Annotated in this window: 18 protein-coding genes; 3 read left to right on the top strand and 15 right to left on the bottom strand. The window is 70.3% G+C overall.

Annotation, left to right across the window (positions count from 1 at the left end; all coding sequences use genetic code 11):
• Nucleotides 1-15: 15 nt before the first annotated feature.
• From ABZU75_RS22310 to ABZU75_RS22290, 5 genes are all read right to left on the bottom strand, one after another.
• Nucleotides 16-396 carry a hypothetical protein gene (locus ABZU75_RS22310; RefSeq protein WP_355557257.1) on the bottom strand — a complete coding sequence of 127 codons (381 nt, stop codon included), beginning with the start codon at nucleotides 394-396 and terminating at the stop codon, nucleotides 16-18.
• A 789-nt stretch (nucleotides 397-1185) separates the two neighbouring features.
• Nucleotides 1186-2121, bottom strand: coding sequence for an NAD(P)-dependent oxidoreductase (locus ABZU75_RS22305; RefSeq protein WP_355557254.1), 936 nt, complete (start codon nucleotides 2119-2121; stop codon nucleotides 1186-1188).
• A 448-nt stretch (nucleotides 2122-2569) separates the two neighbouring features.
• Nucleotides 2570-2875, bottom strand: a complete 306-nt coding sequence (locus ABZU75_RS22300) for a DUF2470 domain-containing protein (RefSeq protein WP_355557251.1) — start codon at nucleotides 2873-2875, stop codon at nucleotides 2570-2572.
• Nucleotides 2876-2966: 91 nt separating this feature from the next.
• Entirely contained in the window at nucleotides 2967-3476 is a 510-nt protein-coding gene (locus ABZU75_RS22295; protein WP_355557248.1) for an FABP family protein, read from the bottom strand.
• A 76-nt stretch (nucleotides 3477-3552) separates the two neighbouring features.
• Nucleotides 3553-4209 (bottom strand): LysE family translocator, encoded by a 657-nt coding sequence (locus ABZU75_RS22290; protein WP_355557245.1) that lies wholly within the window; start codon nucleotides 4207-4209, stop codon nucleotides 3553-3555.
• Here ABZU75_RS22290 and ABZU75_RS22285 point away from each other — a divergent pair.
• Nucleotides 4208-4540, top strand: a complete 333-nt coding sequence (locus ABZU75_RS22285) for a hypothetical protein (RefSeq protein ID WP_355557242.1) — start codon at nucleotides 4208-4210, stop codon at nucleotides 4538-4540. The two genes, ABZU75_RS22290 and ABZU75_RS22285, sit on opposite strands and share 2 nt — an antisense overlap.
• A gap of 42 nt (nucleotides 4541-4582) precedes the next feature.
• Entirely contained in the window at nucleotides 4583-4945 is a 363-nt protein-coding gene (locus tag ABZU75_RS22280; protein WP_355557239.1) for a DsrE family protein, read from the top strand.
• A 62-nt stretch (nucleotides 4946-5007) separates the two neighbouring features.
• On the opposite strand, the gene ABZU75_RS22275 is transcribed toward ABZU75_RS22280, so the two are convergent.
• From ABZU75_RS22275 to ABZU75_RS22255, 5 genes are all read right to left on the bottom strand, one after another.
• Nucleotides 5008-5724, bottom strand: coding sequence for a glutamine amidotransferase (locus tag ABZU75_RS22275; RefSeq protein ID WP_355557236.1), 717 nt, complete (start codon nucleotides 5722-5724; stop codon nucleotides 5008-5010).
• Nucleotides 5714-7000, bottom strand: a complete 1287-nt coding sequence (locus ABZU75_RS22270) for a MurT ligase domain-containing protein (protein WP_355557233.1) — start codon at nucleotides 6998-7000, stop codon at nucleotides 5714-5716. The genes ABZU75_RS22275 and ABZU75_RS22270 overlap by 11 nt, the downstream gene beginning before the upstream one ends.
• A gap of 262 nt (nucleotides 7001-7262) precedes the next feature.
• On the bottom strand, nucleotides 7263-10235 hold the full coding sequence (locus tag ABZU75_RS22265) for an ATP-binding protein (protein WP_355557230.1): 2973 nt from the start codon (nucleotides 10233-10235) through the stop codon (nucleotides 7263-7265).
• Between the two features lie 277 nt (nucleotides 10236-10512).
• A complete protein-coding gene (locus tag ABZU75_RS22260) occupies nucleotides 10513-12462 on the bottom strand; it encodes a hypothetical protein (RefSeq protein ID WP_355557227.1) in 1950 nt (649 codons plus the stop codon).
• A gap of 257 nt (nucleotides 12463-12719) precedes the next feature.
• Nucleotides 12720-13271 (bottom strand): TetR/AcrR family transcriptional regulator, encoded by a 552-nt coding sequence (locus tag ABZU75_RS22255; RefSeq protein WP_355557224.1) that lies wholly within the window; start codon nucleotides 13269-13271, stop codon nucleotides 12720-12722.
• Between the two features lie 60 nt (nucleotides 13272-13331).
• Here ABZU75_RS22255 and ABZU75_RS22250 point away from each other — a divergent pair, with 60 nt between their 5' ends.
• Nucleotides 13332-14360 carry a DsbA family protein gene (locus tag ABZU75_RS22250; protein ID WP_355557221.1) on the top strand — a complete coding sequence of 343 codons (1029 nt, stop codon included), beginning with the start codon at nucleotides 13332-13334 and terminating at the stop codon, nucleotides 14358-14360.
• An 87-nt stretch (nucleotides 14361-14447) separates the two neighbouring features.
• On the opposite strand, the gene ABZU75_RS22245 is transcribed toward ABZU75_RS22250, so the two are convergent.
• From ABZU75_RS22245 to ABZU75_RS22225, 5 genes are all read right to left on the bottom strand, one after another.
• Complete coding sequence (locus tag ABZU75_RS22245) at nucleotides 14448-14744, bottom strand: DUF1416 domain-containing protein (protein ID WP_350911168.1); 297 nt, start codon at nucleotides 14742-14744, stop codon at nucleotides 14448-14450.
• Entirely contained in the window at nucleotides 14744-15583 is an 840-nt protein-coding gene (locus ABZU75_RS22240; protein WP_350911166.1) for a sulfurtransferase, read from the bottom strand. Before ABZU75_RS22240 ends, ABZU75_RS22245 begins: the two co-directional genes overlap by 1 nt.
• Before the next feature lie 15 nt (nucleotides 15584-15598).
• Nucleotides 15599-15997: a DUF4395 domain-containing protein gene (locus ABZU75_RS22235; protein WP_355557217.1), complete on the bottom strand. Its 399-nt coding sequence runs from the start codon at nucleotides 15995-15997 to the stop codon at nucleotides 15599-15601.
• 63 nt (nucleotides 15998-16060) lie between these two features.
• A complete protein-coding gene (locus ABZU75_RS22230; RefSeq protein ID WP_350911956.1) occupies nucleotides 16061-16144 on the bottom strand; it encodes a putative leader peptide in 84 nt (27 codons plus the stop codon).
• Nucleotides 16145-16235: 91 nt separating this feature from the next.
• Complete coding sequence (locus ABZU75_RS22225; protein WP_350911954.1) at nucleotides 16236-16574, bottom strand: thioredoxin family protein; 339 nt, start codon at nucleotides 16572-16574, stop codon at nucleotides 16236-16238.
• Between the last annotated feature and the right edge of the window lie 49 nt (nucleotides 16575-16623).

The following is a 16623-nucleotide window of genomic DNA, read 5'->3' as shown; positions in this document are numbered from 1 at the left end:
GAGCCTTCGTCGGGATCATGATTCGGCCCGCTTCACCGGGCCGTCGTCGGTGTAGTCCGGCACCGCGTCCAGGCTCTTCGCCAAGCCCCAGTCGATCTCCAACACGTTGCGGCTCATCGCGATCAGCCCTTTTCCGATGTCACCGTAGGCGCCGGCGAGGTCGGCCGTCAGTGTCAGCATCTGTTCGCATTTGGGGGTGAACCATTCGAGAAACCGCTGGTCCACCTCCTCCCCGCTCGGCAGGGGGCCGATGGCCTGTAAGTCCTCAAGGGCGCGTTTGACCACGGCGCCAAGATCACTGCTGACGTCGGCGAAGCCTAGCCCCGCCCGATCCTGCAGCTGATCGTGGTTGTAAGCCATGGTTGACGGATTGCCTACGGAGTCGGGATCGGCCAACTACCAGCCTCCTGACAGTGGAAAGATCACAAGGTGCTACGAGCGAAAGCATCTTGGCCGCATGTTCCAGATGGGATAATTTATAATTAAAGTGGCATTAATCCTGATCGTCCTACCTGGCCGGCCGGACGAACCCCGCACCGAGGCGGCTCGGCGATCCCTGCCCTGAACTCCGGCCCGGACCGGCGGCGATCCCCGAGGCCCCTCACGAAGACCAGGGGCTCGCACGGCGCATGGCGTCATGCACCGCAGCCTTGTTCAGAGTCGGCAACGGCGGAGCAACTGTGATCGTTTGCCCGCCCCTCGCTCCCATCAGGCCGCATCGGGCCTGGTCAGGGGATCGGCTCTAGGGCCGGAGCCTCAGTTCGGGGGATGGAGAATATTCATTTGCCTCGGCGGCATGAGATTTCATAACGTACAGGCACGCCGAAAGGAGGTGGTCCGAACAATGGTTGATCATAGTTGGGCTAGCGAGGTGGCTGTCCGCTAGGACGCCGCGACCGGACTCTGTCCGGGCGTCTGGCGACGTTCGGCGAATCCACGACAATCACCGGAACCCCGGGCCGCCGGGGGCGGGCGATCCCGCCTTTGGTCCACCGGCCCTCCTGCTCAGCCAGGAGGAAGCGGCCCGGGGTTCTTCCCTTTCCGGCACTCCTCTTTCCAGGCCCTCCGCCCCCGGGCCGGGACGCGCCTTTCCGGTACGACTCCAGATCGTGTCGCGGTCGCCTCCCGTCAAGCCGCGGTGCACGGATCCGGGACCGTGACCCCCTCGGGGCCGAGGGGCTGGGGTCACCCCTGGAAACCAGGATTGGCGCAGTGCAGCGGGCTTTCCCCGCCGAGGATCCTGACGATGTCCTCGCAGATCATCCGGGTGTGGTTGATCTCGGTGTCGTAGGTCCCCGAGCCCAGGTGCGGAGTGAGCACCACATTGTCCATGTCGGCGAGCGGGTGGGACGGGTCGAGCCAGTCCCCGGCGAACCTGTCGAGGGCCGCGCCGCCCAGATGGCCCGCCTTCAACGCTCCGACGAGGGCGTCCATGTCGTGCAGGGCCGCGTCGGAGGTGTTGACGAAGATCGCTCCGGTCCTCATCGCGGCGAACTCCACAGCGCCGATCAGCGGCCTCGCGGACGCGGGGGCGTGTACGGAGACGACGTCGGCCTGGGCCAGCAGGACGTCGAGGCCGTACCGGTTCTCCGCCGCCTCGGGGTCGTAGACCATGACGCGCATGCCCAGCCCCCTCATCCGCCAGGCCAGCGCGTGGCCGACCGCCCCGTAGCCGATCAGGCCGACGGTCCGGCCCGCGAGCTCCCACGCGCGGTGCCGCCGGTAGGAGACCATGCCGTAGCGGATCTCCCGGTCGCCGACCGCCACCCGGCGGGTCACCGCGAGGATCAGGGCGAGGGTGAGCTCGGCCACCGCGTCGGCGTCGCGCCCCGGGGCGCAGACGACGGGAATGCCCCTGTCGGTGGCCGCGCCGAGGTCCACGTTCCCCGCGTCGCCGCGGGCGCAGCCCACCACCAGCAGGGGAAGATCCAGCACCGGGCCCGCGACCTCGTCGGACTCGGTGATGAGGATGCGCGCCCCGATGTCCGCGAGCCGCCAGGCGAGGTCGGCAGCCTGGTACGGACCGTGCTCAGCCGGGTCGTAGTGGACGTCGATCAGCTCTCTCAGACGGTCCCACTCCGGACCTCGCATTGGCGCCAGCACAAGGGCTCGCGGTTTCACCGCGCCTCCTTATTTCAGGAAATTTCAGCATCTGGGAGCTTTCCACGAATGCCACGATCAGTCCTGGCATTGACCCGACTGTCACCAACGGCCCCATCAGCCTCTCCTGTTTTCGGACTTGTCCCTTCGTCGCCTCCTCCAGCTGGAAGTTCCGGGCGAAAATCCATTCAAGGTGTGAAAAACCAGGGAAATCCAACGAATAAGGTCATCCGAATAAAACCCCGGCCGGCGCCGTAATCACCGGCCCCGCTTCACGCCGGCCCCGGCTCCCGACCAGCGCCTCCAGGGCGGTGCCCCGGGCAGGCTCCGGGCAGTGCCCCGGGGCAGCGGAAAGCGAAGGTCCGCGACCGGGATCGGCTCCGGTGACCGGCCCGCCGATCCTCACGACCGCTGCGCCCGGCGCCGGCCGGCGCCGGCCGGCAGGGTCTCGGACCGAGGAGACTCCCGGTCAGTGCTCACCGCGGGCAGGGACGCCAAGGGCCGCGCAGGCGTCCCGATAGAGGCGGACGACCTCCGTACGGACCTGCGCGCGTTCGGTCAGCGTGCCGCTCCACGGGACCCGGACCGGAATCTCAAGCCCGCCGACCACAGCGGCGAACTCGATCGCCTCGGCGTCGACACCGGTCGTCGTCGCGCCGGTGGCCTCGGGCTGTCCACCGAGGCCCTTGCAGATCAGTAGCGCGTCGTCAGCGTGATCGTCGTTCATGTGGCGCTTGATGGCCTCGACCGCTTCGGGGGTGAAGGGAGTGCTCATTCCACAAAGCGTAGTCAGCGCCCTGCCTCTGTCGCCCCCGAGTGCGAGCAGGAGCGCTCATCCGGTAGCCGGCTCGCGCCCCTTCGGGAGTTCACCCGGCGTCGGGGACGAAGTCACCGACCCGCTTGAGCTCGGCCGAGATGTGGGACTGAATCGGCTGGCCCATGGCCGCCATGTCGTACGCCCACATCAGGTTGCCGTTGACCAGGCCGTAGAGGCGGTGGCCTCCGGTGTACTCCTTGGCGGTGGCGGTGCGGGCCACCACGTCGGTATGCAGCTCGATCTTGTGAAAGACCACCTCACCGACGTAGACCTCCACGATGCCCGTGGGATGTGACAGGCACACCTCCAGCTGACGCCCGGGGAGCTGGCGCCAGAAACCGGTCTCGACGCCCAGCGGGCGGACCTTGTTACCCGCCTCGTCGAGCAGCCAGGTGCGGCTGTTGTAGGTCAGGAACGGCTTGCCGTTGTGGCCGAAGACGATTTCCTGGCCGAAGTTGAAACTCTCGATCGTCGGATATCCCCCGACGCCGGCGCCTTCCCACACGCCCACGAGGAAGGCGATCGGCTCAAGATCGGGATGCAGTTCGGGAACGTCCATGGGTCCGAGCCTAGGCCCTGTCGCACGACGCTCGCCGTGGTGAGGGCCGGGCAGACACTCGCTCGGCTCCGGCGCGTCAACGGCCCTCGACGGCCACCCGCAGCCCCAGCGCGACGAGGACCGTACCACTGACCGCGTCCAGCCGACGCCGGATCACCGGGCGGCGGAACCACGCGCCGGCCCGCCCGACCACGGCCGCCAGCGCCAGATACAGGACGATCTCGATGACCACCTGGAGCACGGCGAGCAGCGCGGTCGTGGCGAACAGCGGCTGGTCGGCCGGTACGAACTGCGGATAGAGCGCGATCATGAAGGCGGCGGCCTTCGGGTTGGCCAGCATCACCACCAATCCCTCGCCGAACGCCTTCCACCAGGTCAGCGCCGAGCCGGGCACCGGCTCCCCGACCGCGACCTCCTCGGCCACCCCGCCGGTTTCCCGCCCGCGCCACGCCGAGCGCCAAGCCTTGACCCCGAGGTACAGCAGGAAACCCGCGCCCACCACGCGCAGGACGAGGAAGGCCACCTCGGAGGCGGCCACCAGGGCGGCGAGCCCGGCGGCGGCGAGCAACGCCCACAGGTACAGACCGGCTTCCAGGCCCAGCACAGTGGGCACCGCGCCGGAGAAGCCGCGCAGGGCCGCACGGCGCAGGATCAGCGCCATCGCCGGCCCCGGCGAGGCGGAGATCAGCACCACGGCCAGGATGAAGGCGGGCAGGGAGGAGATGAGGTCCATGAAGTTCATCATGATTGTGCGCGTACCACCTGTTCAACGCGTTTCGCGCGGAACGCGGCGGCCGCGCGTCGCCGGCGCCGTCACCGAAACGGTGTGGGTGAGAGTGATCGGCCGCCCCAACGGCGCACGATCCGCCGCGACCTCTGCCCTTCCTGACCGGCTCCACCACCGCACATCCAGCCGGTGCGAACGGCTACCCGTGAACCCGTTGATCGTTTCCGGCCACAGCACCGGCGGGACGGAGAAGGGAGCGGCGGCAACGCGGTGCGGCGCCGCCCGACCGACCGCGGTGGGCAAAAGATCCAAGAAACAGGACCTGGAACCGCCCTGATATGGTTCGCGCCCGCGAGGCGGACCCGCATAGGCTTCGGGCATGGCACGATCACTGGTGATCAAGGTTACCGCCGGCGAAGACTCACCCGAGCGCTGCAACCAGGCGTTCACGGTGGCCGCGGCGGCGTTGGCGAGCGGAGTCCCCGTCTCGCTCTGGCTGACCGGCGAGTCCGCGTGGTTCGCCCTCCCCGGACGGGCGAAGGAGTTCACCCTCCCGCACGCCGCCCAGCTCGGCGACCTGCTCGACGCGGTGCTCGCCGGCGGCAGGGTGACGCTGTGCACCCAGTGCGCGGCCCGGCGCGACATAACGGTCGATGACGTGATCGAGGGCATCCGCATCGCGGGCGGCCCCACGTTCGTCGAGGAGGTCCTGGGCGAAGGCGTCCAGGCTCTCGTCTACTGAACGCCGCCTGGTGAGGCACGCCCTCCGGCCGCCCGGCAAGGCAGGACGGCCGGTTTCCGGCGTCAGCCGGGCAGCACCGCGGCCAGGCGCTCCTCGCGGAGGCGCTCGAACCAGGAGTCGTCGATCGGCGGCAACTGGGCGCCCACCGCCCAGGTGAGCAGCAGGTCGGCGAGGCCTGGGTTACGGGCGAGCGCCGGACCGTGCAGGTAGGTGCCGACGATCTTGCCGGTGTAGCAGCCCTCGGTGCCGTCGCCGTTACCCGTGCCGACCGCCGTACGCGCCAGTGGCCGGACACCGGGCCCGAGCCGGGTGACGCCCATGTGGTTCTCGAAACCGGTCAGCGTCGGGATGCCGAGCGCCGGGTCCGCCTCCCCGGCCAGCTCACCGACGGCCCGGCCCGCACCACGGCCGCTGGAGATGTCGATCAGGCCGATGCCGTCGACCGGCTGCCCCTCCTCGCCGCCGAAGGTGGTGCCCATGATCTGGTAGCCCGCGCACACGGCCAGCAGGGCCGCGCCCCGCTGGATGGCCCGGTGCAGGCCACCGTCACGCCGGAGCCGCTCGGAAGCCAGGATCTGCGGCCGGTCCTCGCCGCCGCCGATCAGGTAGATGTCACCGCTCTCCGGGACCGGGTCGGCCGAGCGCACGTGCACGGTCTCGACCGGGATGCCGCGGCGCCGGGCGCGCTGCTCCAGGACCAGGACGTTGCCCTGGTCGCCGTACGTGCTCAACAGGTCCGGATAAATCCAGACAAGGCGTAGAGCGCTGTCAGACTGCACGACCGAACTCCGATCGAATCTGCTGGAAGGCGGTGTAATTGGCGATCACGTCGACCTTGCCCGGCGGTTGCGCACCGAGCGCCTGCTCGAACGATCCGGCCAGCTGGAACGGCACGTCCGCCACATCCAGCCGGAGGGCGAGGTCGAGCCGCCGCTCACCGGTCACGAAGACCGGCCTGCCGCGCAGCACGCGGTAGTCGACGTCCCACAGCCATGAGGTGTCGCGGCCGTCGGGGCCCTGGGCGTTGACCGAGAGGATCACCGGCAGCGAGGAGTCGAGCACGTCGAAGGCCTCCAGCCAGCCGGCCGGGTTCTTGGCCAGCAGCAGCCGGGCGTGCCGTCCGTCGCGCTCCACGGTGGTGTAGCGGCCGGCGACCGACCTGACCTCGCGCAGCCGGGGCAGCGCCCGCTCGACGGGCAGCCCGAACGCCTCGGCGGTGGCCAGCGCTATCGCCGCGTTGGCCCGGTTGGCCCGCCCGGGGAGCTGGATGTCCAGCACCCAGCGCTGCCCGCGCGGGTCGATCACCGCGTCGTCGTCGAGCACCCAGGACGGCTCAGGCCGCCGGAAGGTGCACTCGCGGCAGGCCCAGTCGTTCTCCCCGGCCTGCGAGGAGGCACCGGAGCCGAGGCTGCCCGGCGGAACGTACTCCATGCCCTTGCGGTCGAGGGGGCCGCCGCACTCGGGGCAGCACCAGGAGTCCTCCTTCCACGGCTGCCCGGCCGACACCCAGGTGACCGAGGCCGCGGTGGAGGCGCCCCAGGTCACCAGCGGGTCGTCGGCATTGGCGATCACATGGGTGTTCTTGCCGGCCAGCGCCCGCCGCCACTTCTGGGCGAGCAGCCAGATCTCGCCCGCCCGGTCCATCTGGTCCCGGCTGAGGTTCATCAGGCAGATGACCCCGGCGCCGGTGGTGTCGATCACCTCGGGCAGGTACTTCTCGTCGACCTCAAGCACCCCGTACGGGGCGTGCTTGGCCGACGACAGTGCCGAGACGTGCCCGGCGGGCATGTTGGCGCCGAAGGCGTTGGTGGCGACGTCGCCGAGATCCGACAGTGCGGAGGTGATCAGGCGGGTCGTCGTGGTCTTGCCGTTGGTCGCGCTCACCAGCGCGAGCTTGCGGTCGCGTGCCAGCTGGCGCAGCAGGTCGGGCTCCAGGAGCATGCTGACCCGGCCTCCGATCACCGACCCGTCTCCGCGTCCGGTGACCCGGGACAGGGTCGCGGCCGTCCGGCCGAGAGCGGTGGCGAGCTGCGCCCGCAGCGGAAGCTGAGTCATGCCGTCTCCTCGCTTGGCGACCGTTCGCGGGACGACCCGGCGGCCGGCCGGCCCGGCCGCGGGGCCGGAATCGCCGAATCGTTCATGCCGCAGATCTTAGCCGGGCTTCGGCACCCCCACCCCCGGACGGCACGTCACACACCCCGGCCGGTGATGGTCAAGCGTAAAGGCCGCAGACCAGACCGCTCTCACCATACGGCGGGAACGAACTCCACAGGCTCCACAGCGGGGGATGTGGCCGGATATCCCTCCCGGCCACGCCTCACTGCTCGGCGAACGCGAGTTCGACGGGTTCCTGCGAATCGGCGTCGAACGGCAGCACGAACCGGTGCGGCCACGACAGCACGCTCTCCAGCCAGCCTGCCCCCATCGTCTGGGCCACGTGCCGGAGCCGCTCGGCCGGGTCGATGCCGATGGTGACTGTGAGGATGTCGCGCTCCACACTCTCGCGCTCGTCGTCGCCGAGAATCACCCGCCAGGCCAGTTCCCGGTTGCGGTCCACCTCCATGGAGAGCGGGTGGTGGCGGAGCGCCTTGGCCCGGTGGCCGAGCAGCTCGGAGCCGCCCGCGGGCCGGTTGAACAGGGCGTACTCCATGACCGGCGCGGAGCCGCGCGGGTTGGGCGCGGGCTGGCCGTGCGGGAAGAGCCGGTCCACCTCATGCAGCCACCGCACCTGCGGGATGACCCAGGCGGGTCCGGGCCGCTCGCCGGGGTCGCGGTCGGGACCGAGCAGCCTGGTCGCGATCGCGGCGACCTGCTCGGTCAGCTTGGCCGGGTCGTGGACGGTCCGCAACGACCACGCGCGGCGGCCCACGCACCGTTCGGCGGTCGTGGCCAGCAGGCATTCGCGCCGCCGTGCCGGGAGCTCCGCCCAGAGGTCGGCCAGCGCCCGGGGCACCCCGGGCGCCGGCCTGTTGGTACAGAACGCCAGCACCAGCGTGTCCGTCCAGATCCGCAGCCAGGCCCACTCGGGCGCCTCGGCGAGCAGGTCCGCCTCGCGCAGCTCGACCAGCGTGCACGCCCGGCCGTTGCGGCACTCCTGCCCGCACGCCGCCGAGCGGCGGCCGCAGATGGGCGGCGTGTGGCCGGGGACCGGGCGCTCGCGGTCCTCGCCCAGCGGCACCTGGATGCGGAGCGGCCGGTCCATGCCGTCGGCGAAGACCGCGGCGACACCGGGCGGGAGCGAGACGACCTGCCGGGACTGCTCCTCGCTCAGATTCGTCGCCGCCCCGACCAGCCGGCGGTCGTCCTCGGCGGGGAGCCTGTGGATGACCTTCAGCGCGGTGTTCTTCACGACGTCGGAGACCAGTTTCGTGGGAATCTGCTCGGCGACCACGATGCCCTCGCCGTACGCGCGGATCTCGGCGAGCATGCCCGCCAGGAGCTCGACGGCGTGCGTGCTGGCCCGCCCCGCGCCCCGGTCGCGGAGCAGCCGGTGCGCCTCCTCGATCACGATGACGTGCTTCAGCCCGCTGCTCCGCTCCTTCCTGGCCCGCATCCGCAGGTGCTCCACGATCCGGATGATCAGCGTGCCCATCAGGAACGCCTTGTCCTCGTCGTTGGCGACGTCCTCGATCGCGAGCACCACGTTGCGCTGGAGCAGGTCGCCGATGTCGGCGGGGTGGCCGCCCTCGAAGAACCGGCCGGCGGAACCGACCCGGAGCGACCGCAGCCGCAGCGAGATGAAGCCCTCCACATCGGCCTGGACCTCCCGCCCGTAGCCGATCTCCTTGATCACCTCCATCGCGTGCCGCTGCAGCTGTTCGAGGGTCGGCACGGCGGGCCGCACGGCGGCGCCGGGAGCGGCCCAGCCGGTGACCACGTCCCACCCGTTGGCCTCGTACACCCGCTGCAGGGCGAGTGACATGATCTGCGGGAACGGCTCCTCGGCGTCGAAGGCCGCCATGAACAGCGCCCGGACCATGTCGATGTGGGCCTGGACCGGATAGCCGGGTTCGGGAGCGAGCGGGTTCACGCTGAACGGCACGCTCTCCGGGGCGGACGGGTTGATCACGGTCACCGGGGCGAGGTGCTCGATCCGGCCGCCCATCGAGGCGTACTCGGACTTCGCCGGCTCGATGGCCAGCCACGGGACGCCCGCGCCGGTGAGCTGTTCCAGCAGGTGCCTGACGGTCTGGGACTTGCCGGAGCCGGTGGCGCCGGTGACGAACGCGTGCCGGTTGAGGGTGGCCAGCGGGACCCTGAACGAGCCGACCGGCCTGTCCTGGCCGTCGAGGATGGCCCCGAGCTCGACGGCCGGCGTGCCGGGCGCGGTGTCGGCCTCGCTGGTCACGTCGAAGAAGCCCGCGTCGAGCACCCGTACCCCCGGCACCTCCCGGTGCGGCAGCCCGGCGAGGGCGGCGAGCGCCCCGGCGGTGGCCGCGAACGGGGCGGCGGCACCGTCCGCCGGATCCTGCAGGGTCACCGCCAGCGCCTCGGCGAAACCGTGTACGGGGCCGGACAGCGCGCTGCGCAGGCGGTAGGGGTGGTGGCTCATCTCGGCGGAGCCGACGAGCACCGGGGCGATCTGGCGCAGTTCCTCGGGACCGGCGGCCCCGGCCAGCAACCGGACGTTCCACAGCCCCGCCTCGCGGAAGGCGTCCAGCTCCTGCATGCGCCGCTCGGCCCGCTCCGCGTCGTAGCGGGAGCGTTCGGAGGCGTCGCCGTACTGCCGCAACACGTTGAGCTGGGTGCGCAGGTGCGCGACCTCGGCGTCCAGCAGGTCGGTCTGCTCGGCCACCACCAGCCAGGCGAACGGCCGGGACATGAGCGTGACCAGCGTCGACTCGAAAAGCGTCGGCCGCCTGATCTCGTCGGCGTCCGGCTCGCGACGGCCGCCGAGCGGCGGGGCCTGCCGGCCGGGGCAGATGGTCCACACCAGGTCGGACAGGTCGCGGAGCCACTCGTCACCGATCCGGACGCCGCGGGCGCCGCTGGGAAAGAGCAGCGGCTCGGGACCGCCGGGGGCGTGCTCGACCTCGGTGGCGGCCCTGCGGGGCGGGCGCGGCGGAGTCAGCGGCCCCGCGTTGGTGATCAGCTCCAGCGGGGCGCCGGACCCCCGTGAGAGCCAGCCGACCACGAAGGGCCGGTTGCGCTGGGCCGTGGAGAGCACGGCGGGCAGGACCGTGACGAAGTCCCACTCGGCGGAGGAACTGCGCGAGGGTGCTGTGATCGCCTGGATTCTGTACCAGGGACCGGTCAGGGCGTTGGGCGGACGGGACACACTTGGCTGCATTTGGTCTCCACCCGGGGGACCCGGCTCCAGGCCGGAGGGTTGACGCTTCACGGATCACTCCGCCATACCGGCCGACGCGTAATCGGGGGTAGGTCACCCCCGTAACCACGGTCGAACCTGACTCGGGGCTCGCACCTCCACATTGACCATCCCATTACGACATACGGACGCCCCGTTGGCATGCCCGGCGATACCGTCCCCGACGGGATCATCGCTACCCGGATCCCCACCGGCCGAATCCCCGCCCACCGGCTCGTCGGCGGCGCGGGTCCGGACCTCATTGGCGGCGGCGCCAGTCGAGCCTTGCCGGAGGCGGGCCGAGGTTGGGCGGCGCGTCCTCGAACGGGCTCGGCTCGCGTGGCTCCGCCTTGCTCTCCTGTACGCGCTCCAGCACGGCTTCCTTGATCTCGTCGAACTCGCCCAGCGTCGTCTTGGGGAAGGTCAGTATGGCCGGATTGGCATCGGCGAGACGGACCCTGCGCCCCTCGGCGGTGGCGTCGGTGACGATCACCGAGGTGGTGGGAAGCTGCTGGAGCTGGTGAGGCTCAACGAGGAACTCCCGGGAACGGTGCAACACCCGCTCCGTCTCCCCCATCGCCTTGGTCGCGCGGCGGCCCCACTCGGTGGAGAAGGTGATGTCCTCCTTGAGGTCCGCGCGGCTCACGTCGCGCTCGTCGTCGCCCTCCTCCGCCTGGCCGACCGTGGAGATGTAGCCGCCGTCCATACCGGCCCCGGCGGCACTGATCGTCTCGGTGAGCTGGGCGAGCTCCAGGCGGTGCTCGGTGCCGACGTGCTCACTGGCGATCCGGGCGTCCTCGGCGTTGCCGAGCCGCATGAACGTGACCGCCGCGTGCCCGCGCCCGAGCCGTTCCCGCACGGGCGGGGTCAGCGAGCGATAGGTGAGCACCAGCCCGGTCCTGGAGGTCTCGCAGGCGTCCATGAGCCGGTCCAGCACGTCACCGCGGAGCTTGTCCGCGCCCGCGACGATGATCGTGTGGTACCAGGGCCGCTCGGAGGCGGGCGACTGGCGCAGGATGTGGGTCAGCGCGGTGGCCACGTACGTGCCCAGGACGCGGTTACCGAACACGCCCGCCTGGCGGTCCATCGACACGACCCGCAGGCGCGCGGGCGGCAGGCGCACCGCCTCCGAGCCGAGGGTCTCCAGCTTGCGCAGCTGCGACTCCAGCGCCCAGGCCCGCTCGATCACCACGCGGTCGCTGACGCCACGGCCGAAAAGCGTGCCGATCCGCTCCAGCTGGGTGGCGGTGATCAGGCCGCACCGCAGGTCCTCCCGGGGGTCGCCGACCTGGGCCAGGGCGCGCAGCGCGGCGGTGACCTGGTTGATCGTGGCACTCTCACCGAGGACTTCCAGCACCCGCTCCAGGATCGCGTTGTCGAACGACAGGTCCCTGGTCGTGCGGTGCTCCTCGCTGACGCTCACGACGTGGGCGAGGACGTCGGCGAACGCCTCGGGGGCCAGCGTGGCACCCAGGTCGAGCTTGGGGAGGTCGACCGGCAGCACCCAGACCAGCGGGTCGTCACCACCCCTGCGCGCCAGCTCGATCAGGTCCTTGGCGATCGCGCCCTCGGACAGGTCGAGCACAGTCAGGTGGCCACCGCTGTAGAGGCGGGTCGCGCCGAGCAGTGTGATCAGCGCCGACCAGCCGGGCAGCGTGCCGCCGGCCACGTCGATCCGGTCGATCTCGTCGGGCACGGCCACCGCATACCAGGTCAGCTGGCGGTCGTGGCGCTCCTTCTTCTCGGCCCACTCCCGGTATCGGGCGGCGTGCTCCTCCTGGGCGGCGAAGAGCTCCCGATCCCGTTCCTCCCGTAGCCGGTCACCGGCCACCTCCCGCTCCCTGATGCGGTGGCGGACCGCCCGGTCGCCCTGGTGGACGGCGTAGCTGCAGAACACCGCGATGCCACCGGCGGCGATCACCCCGACGACGGCGAACGACCAGCTCAGCATCTCGGTGAGGCCGAGGACGAGGATCAGCGTGGCGAGTGCGGCCATGAACGCACGGACGATCTTGACCGGCCGGTTCAGGAGGTCTTCGTTGAGGCGTTCCCTGCGCACCCATTCGGGGTCGACGGGCTCCGCGGGATTCTCCACCGGCGAGGGTCGCCTGGGAGCCGGACCTGGATCCGGGTGCAACAGCGCATACTGCCAGCCCAGGTAGATCCGGTCCGCCTGGAGTTGCGCATGCTCGGGATGCACGTCCGCCACGGAACCCCTCCGCCGTCGGGCTCATCGGAAGCCTCTGAGACAGCGTAAGAGTTCGACATCATATTCGGGCAGCGTTCCCGTCAATCCGCTGTATTTTCCCCAGTTTTACCACCACTTAAGGGATCGATGAGTCGGATGGGATGGACGTCACCGATCGCCATCGGCGCCCACGCTCCCTCCCCGAAAATGACGACCTTCCTGACGACGCCGGGGATCGCCGGACCGGCGTCGTCCACTCCCGGCCACCGGGGTCCACATCAGCGGATCAGGTTCCACGCCACCGCCGCGATCTCCTCGGCCGGACGGGACGGATACTCTCCCAGCCAGTACGTGAAGAGCCCGACCAGCGCGCCCGCCACATGATGGGCGTGGATCTCCGGTGGCACCTCGTCGTGCCCGGGGGGCCGGGAGCCCGCCGCGAAGGGGCCGCGCAGCTCCGCGACCAACGCCTCGCGCAGCCGCGCGCAGAAGCGGGCGCTGCCGGAGGGTCCGAGCATCCGCCGGTAGAGCGGGGCTCGCTCACCGACGTGTTCGAACAGCGCGACCAGCGACGCCGGCACCGGCCCCGGCTCCCGGTAGGGACACCGCGCGGCCTCGGCGGCCAGTTCCTTGACCGCGGCCTCCATGGCATCGAGCACGAGGTCGTCGCGGTCACGGTAGTGAACGTAGACCGTGGCCCGGTTCACCCCGGCCAGCTGGGCGATCTCGGCGACGGTGATCGAGTCGGGATCGCGCGCGGCGGTCAACTCCAGGGCGGCGGACCGCAGCCGGGCGCGGGTTCTGCGGATTCTGGGATCGTCTCCGGGCACGCCGTCAACCTTAAACGACACCTGTCGAATAAACGACACCTGTCGTTTGTTGTAGCGGCCATGAAGCGCATCGAAGTCTGGGCCGACATGGTCTGCGCGTGGGCCTACATCGGCAAGCGACGGCTGGAGCAGGCCGACCTCGGCGCGGACGTGGAGATCGTCTGGCGCCCGTACCTCATCGACCCGATGGCTCCGGCACGGTCCGAGCCGCTGCAGGACGCCCTTCGCGACCCGGTCGCCGAGGGTGCCCTGCGGGCCTGCCACCCCGTCCTGACCCCGGCCGAGAACCGGGCCCGGGTCTCGCGCGTCGCCGCCGCGGAGCGGATCGGCGAGCGCGCCGACGACGGCGGGCGGCGCTGGGGAGCGGTCTGGCGGGCGAACACGTTCGACGCCCACCGGGTCATCGCCCTCGCCTACGGCCGCGGCGGCGCGGCGCTCCAGGACGCGGTCGTGGAGCGGATCCTGCGTGCCCACTTCGTCGAGGGCTCCGACATCGGAGACCGCGGCACGCTGGCAGCGCTCGCCGCCGAGGCCGGACTCGGGGGCATGACCGAGGCTCTGGAGCACGGCGAGGGGGCGGCGGAGGTCCGCTCCGAACTGCTGCGCGGCAAGGCCTTCGGCATCGCCACCTCGCCGACCTTCGTGGTGGGTGACACGGCGGTCGCGGGCGCGCAGCCGCCCGAGGTCCTCGCCGACCTGGTGCGGCACGCCGCTCCCCGGCGGGAACTCCCCGACGAGGTCAGGTGGCTACGCCAGGCCGAGGCCCTGCTGGGTGTCAGAGATCCCCTCGGCGCCCTGCGGACCCTGGAGCCGTTGATGGCCGAGCACGGCGGGGACCCCGCCGTCCGCCTGCTGGCGGCCCGCGCCTACTTTGGTTCGGCCCAGCTAGGCCGGGCGAGCGAGACGCTGGAGTCGCTGCTGGAGCGCACCCCCGGTGACCACTACGCCCGATTCCTGCTGGGCAGGACCCTCGAACGCGCCAACCGCCACCCCGAGGCCCTGCCACACCTGCGCCTGGCCGCGGCCATGTCCCCAGAGCCCGACTACCTCGACGCCCTCCGGCGCGTCGAGCACCGGCTGGCCGGCTGACCTGGCCTGACCAAAAGGACCGGCACTCCCTCGAGGGAGTGCCGGTCCTTTTTACCGAGCCGGCTCGGCGGGCGTCGGACCGAAGGGTCAGACGGACACCGCGAGCTGGGTGACCTCACCCAGGCGGGCCTGGGCCGGGATGTCCTTGGTGACGCCGCCGCCCGCGATGATGCGGACGGTCCAGTCACCGGGGGCGGCGAAGAAGCGGAAGATTCCCTCCTCGGACACCACGACCTCACCGGTGAACTCACCGGAGTGGTCGAGCAGACGGGCGTAGGCCGTGCCCGCGCCCGTGACCACGCCCTGGATGACGGCCTGGTTCGTAAGATCGATCCCGGCCGGAAGGGCAATCGTCTGTTCCGGAGCAGCGCATCCCTGAGTCATTATCGAGCCTCTCCCAGTTCGATCGGCACGCCGACCAGCGAGCCGTACTCAACCCATGAACCGTCGTAGTTCTTGACACCGGCCTGGTCGAGGAGCTCGTGCAGCACGAACCACGTGTGGGCCGAGCGCTCCCCGATGCGGCAGTAGGCGATGATGTCCTTGCTGAAGTCGACACCCGCGCCCTCGTAGAGGGCCTTGAGCTCCTCGTCGGACTTGAAGGTGCCGTCGTCGTTGGCAGCCTTGGACCACGGGATGTTGCGGGCGGTGGGCACGTGGCCGACACGCTGTGCCTGCTCCTGCGGAAGGTGCGCGGGGGCGAGCAGCTTGCCGGTGAACTCGTCGGGCGAGCGCACGTCGACCAGGCTGAGCTTGCCGATCGCGGCGACGACCTCGTCGCGGGAGGCGCGCAGGGACCGGTCCTGCTCCTTGGCCTTGTAGTCCGTGGCGGGGCGGCTGGGAACGTCCTTGACCAGCTCGCGGGACTCAAGCTCCCACTTCTTGCGGCCACCGTCGAGAAGCCTGATGTTCTCGTGGCCGTACAGCTTGAAGTACCAGTACGCGTAGGCGGCGAACCAGTTGTTGTTGCCACCGTAGAGAACCACGGTGTCGTCGCCCGCGATGCCACGGGCGGACAGCAGCGCCTCGAAGCCCTCGCGGTCGACGAAGTCACGGCGGACCGGGTCCTGCAGGTCCTTCTTCCAGTCGACCTTCACGGCGCCACGGATGTGGCCCTTGTCATATGCGCTGGCATCCTCGTCCACTTCAACGAGAACGACACCGGGGGTATCGAGGTTGGCCTCGACCCAGTCAGCGTCGACCAGGACGGCGGAGCGGCTCATTTTGATCCTCCAGGATCATCGTGCGGCGGGTAGTAGGCGGCGAATGATCAAAAACATCTCGCAGCCGAGACAGAAGCCGAAAGCGGCGTTGAGAAATCCGGCGAAAAGTGCCGCCGCGGTGGCCCCGAGGGCCAGCGGCGTGATCTGTGCGACGTATCCGACCAAGCCCACCAGGGCGAAGGTGAGGCCGACTCCCTGCGCGAAGCGCGGCGGGCCGGCGTCCTCCAACTCCTTCGGAGGGCTTTTCACTATCCCTTTGAAAACCATCCCGTACGGCGAGAGGCCGAGAGTGCCCAGTGCGAACGCCACGGCCTGTGCAACCAGCAGCCACGCACTGCCCGTCACGAGGACGAGCGCGAGCACGACTGTTGTGACGGCCGCGGTGAAGCGGAGAGCTCGGGGATCAGCTTGCATCGCTTGATGCTCCTGAAGGGTTGTGCAGATCGGTGCGGCTCGACGGCCGCTTGAGATCGCCCTTTAGGAAATACGACAGAGCGCGGTGGTCACGCGGCAGAAATCAACCGCGCGCCGCTTTGTGAGCAGCTCTGTCGTGGGGTTCATGTCCACGACAGTACCCCGGTGTCCCGCCATCTGTCACATCCCTGTCCAATTTCTGAGACGTGATCATTTGAGGAACGATAGGGTGACCCGTTCATCCGTCGATCACCAGACCTAGAGCGCCGATCACGTCGGCCTTCCTGGGCTGGCCGGATGCGCGCCGCACCACCCGCCCTGACGCGTCGAGGACGAGGACGGTGGGGGTGCGCAGAATGTTCAGCGACCGGACCAGATCGAGGTGGGACTCCGCGTCGATCTCCACGTGCGCGACGCCGGGCACCATCCCCGCCACCTCGTCGAGGATCCGCCGGGTCGCCCGGCACGGCTGGCAGAAGGAGCTGGAGAACTGCACCAGCGTGGCCCGCTCCCCCAGCTCCGCGTGGATGTCGCCGGACGTGAGCCGCTCCACCTCGCCCCTCACCTCTCGCGCCACGCCGTTCCGCCGCCGCGCCACCACGCCCACGAGCGTGGCGAGGGCGAGA

The organism is Streptosporangium sp. NPDC005286 (assembly GCF_040607515.1).
GTDB lineage: Bacteria > Actinomycetota > Actinomycetes > Streptosporangiales > Streptosporangiaceae > Streptosporangium.
The sequence above is the reverse complement of the archived record's forward strand: the minus strand, read 5'-3'. Positions and strand labels throughout refer to the sequence as shown.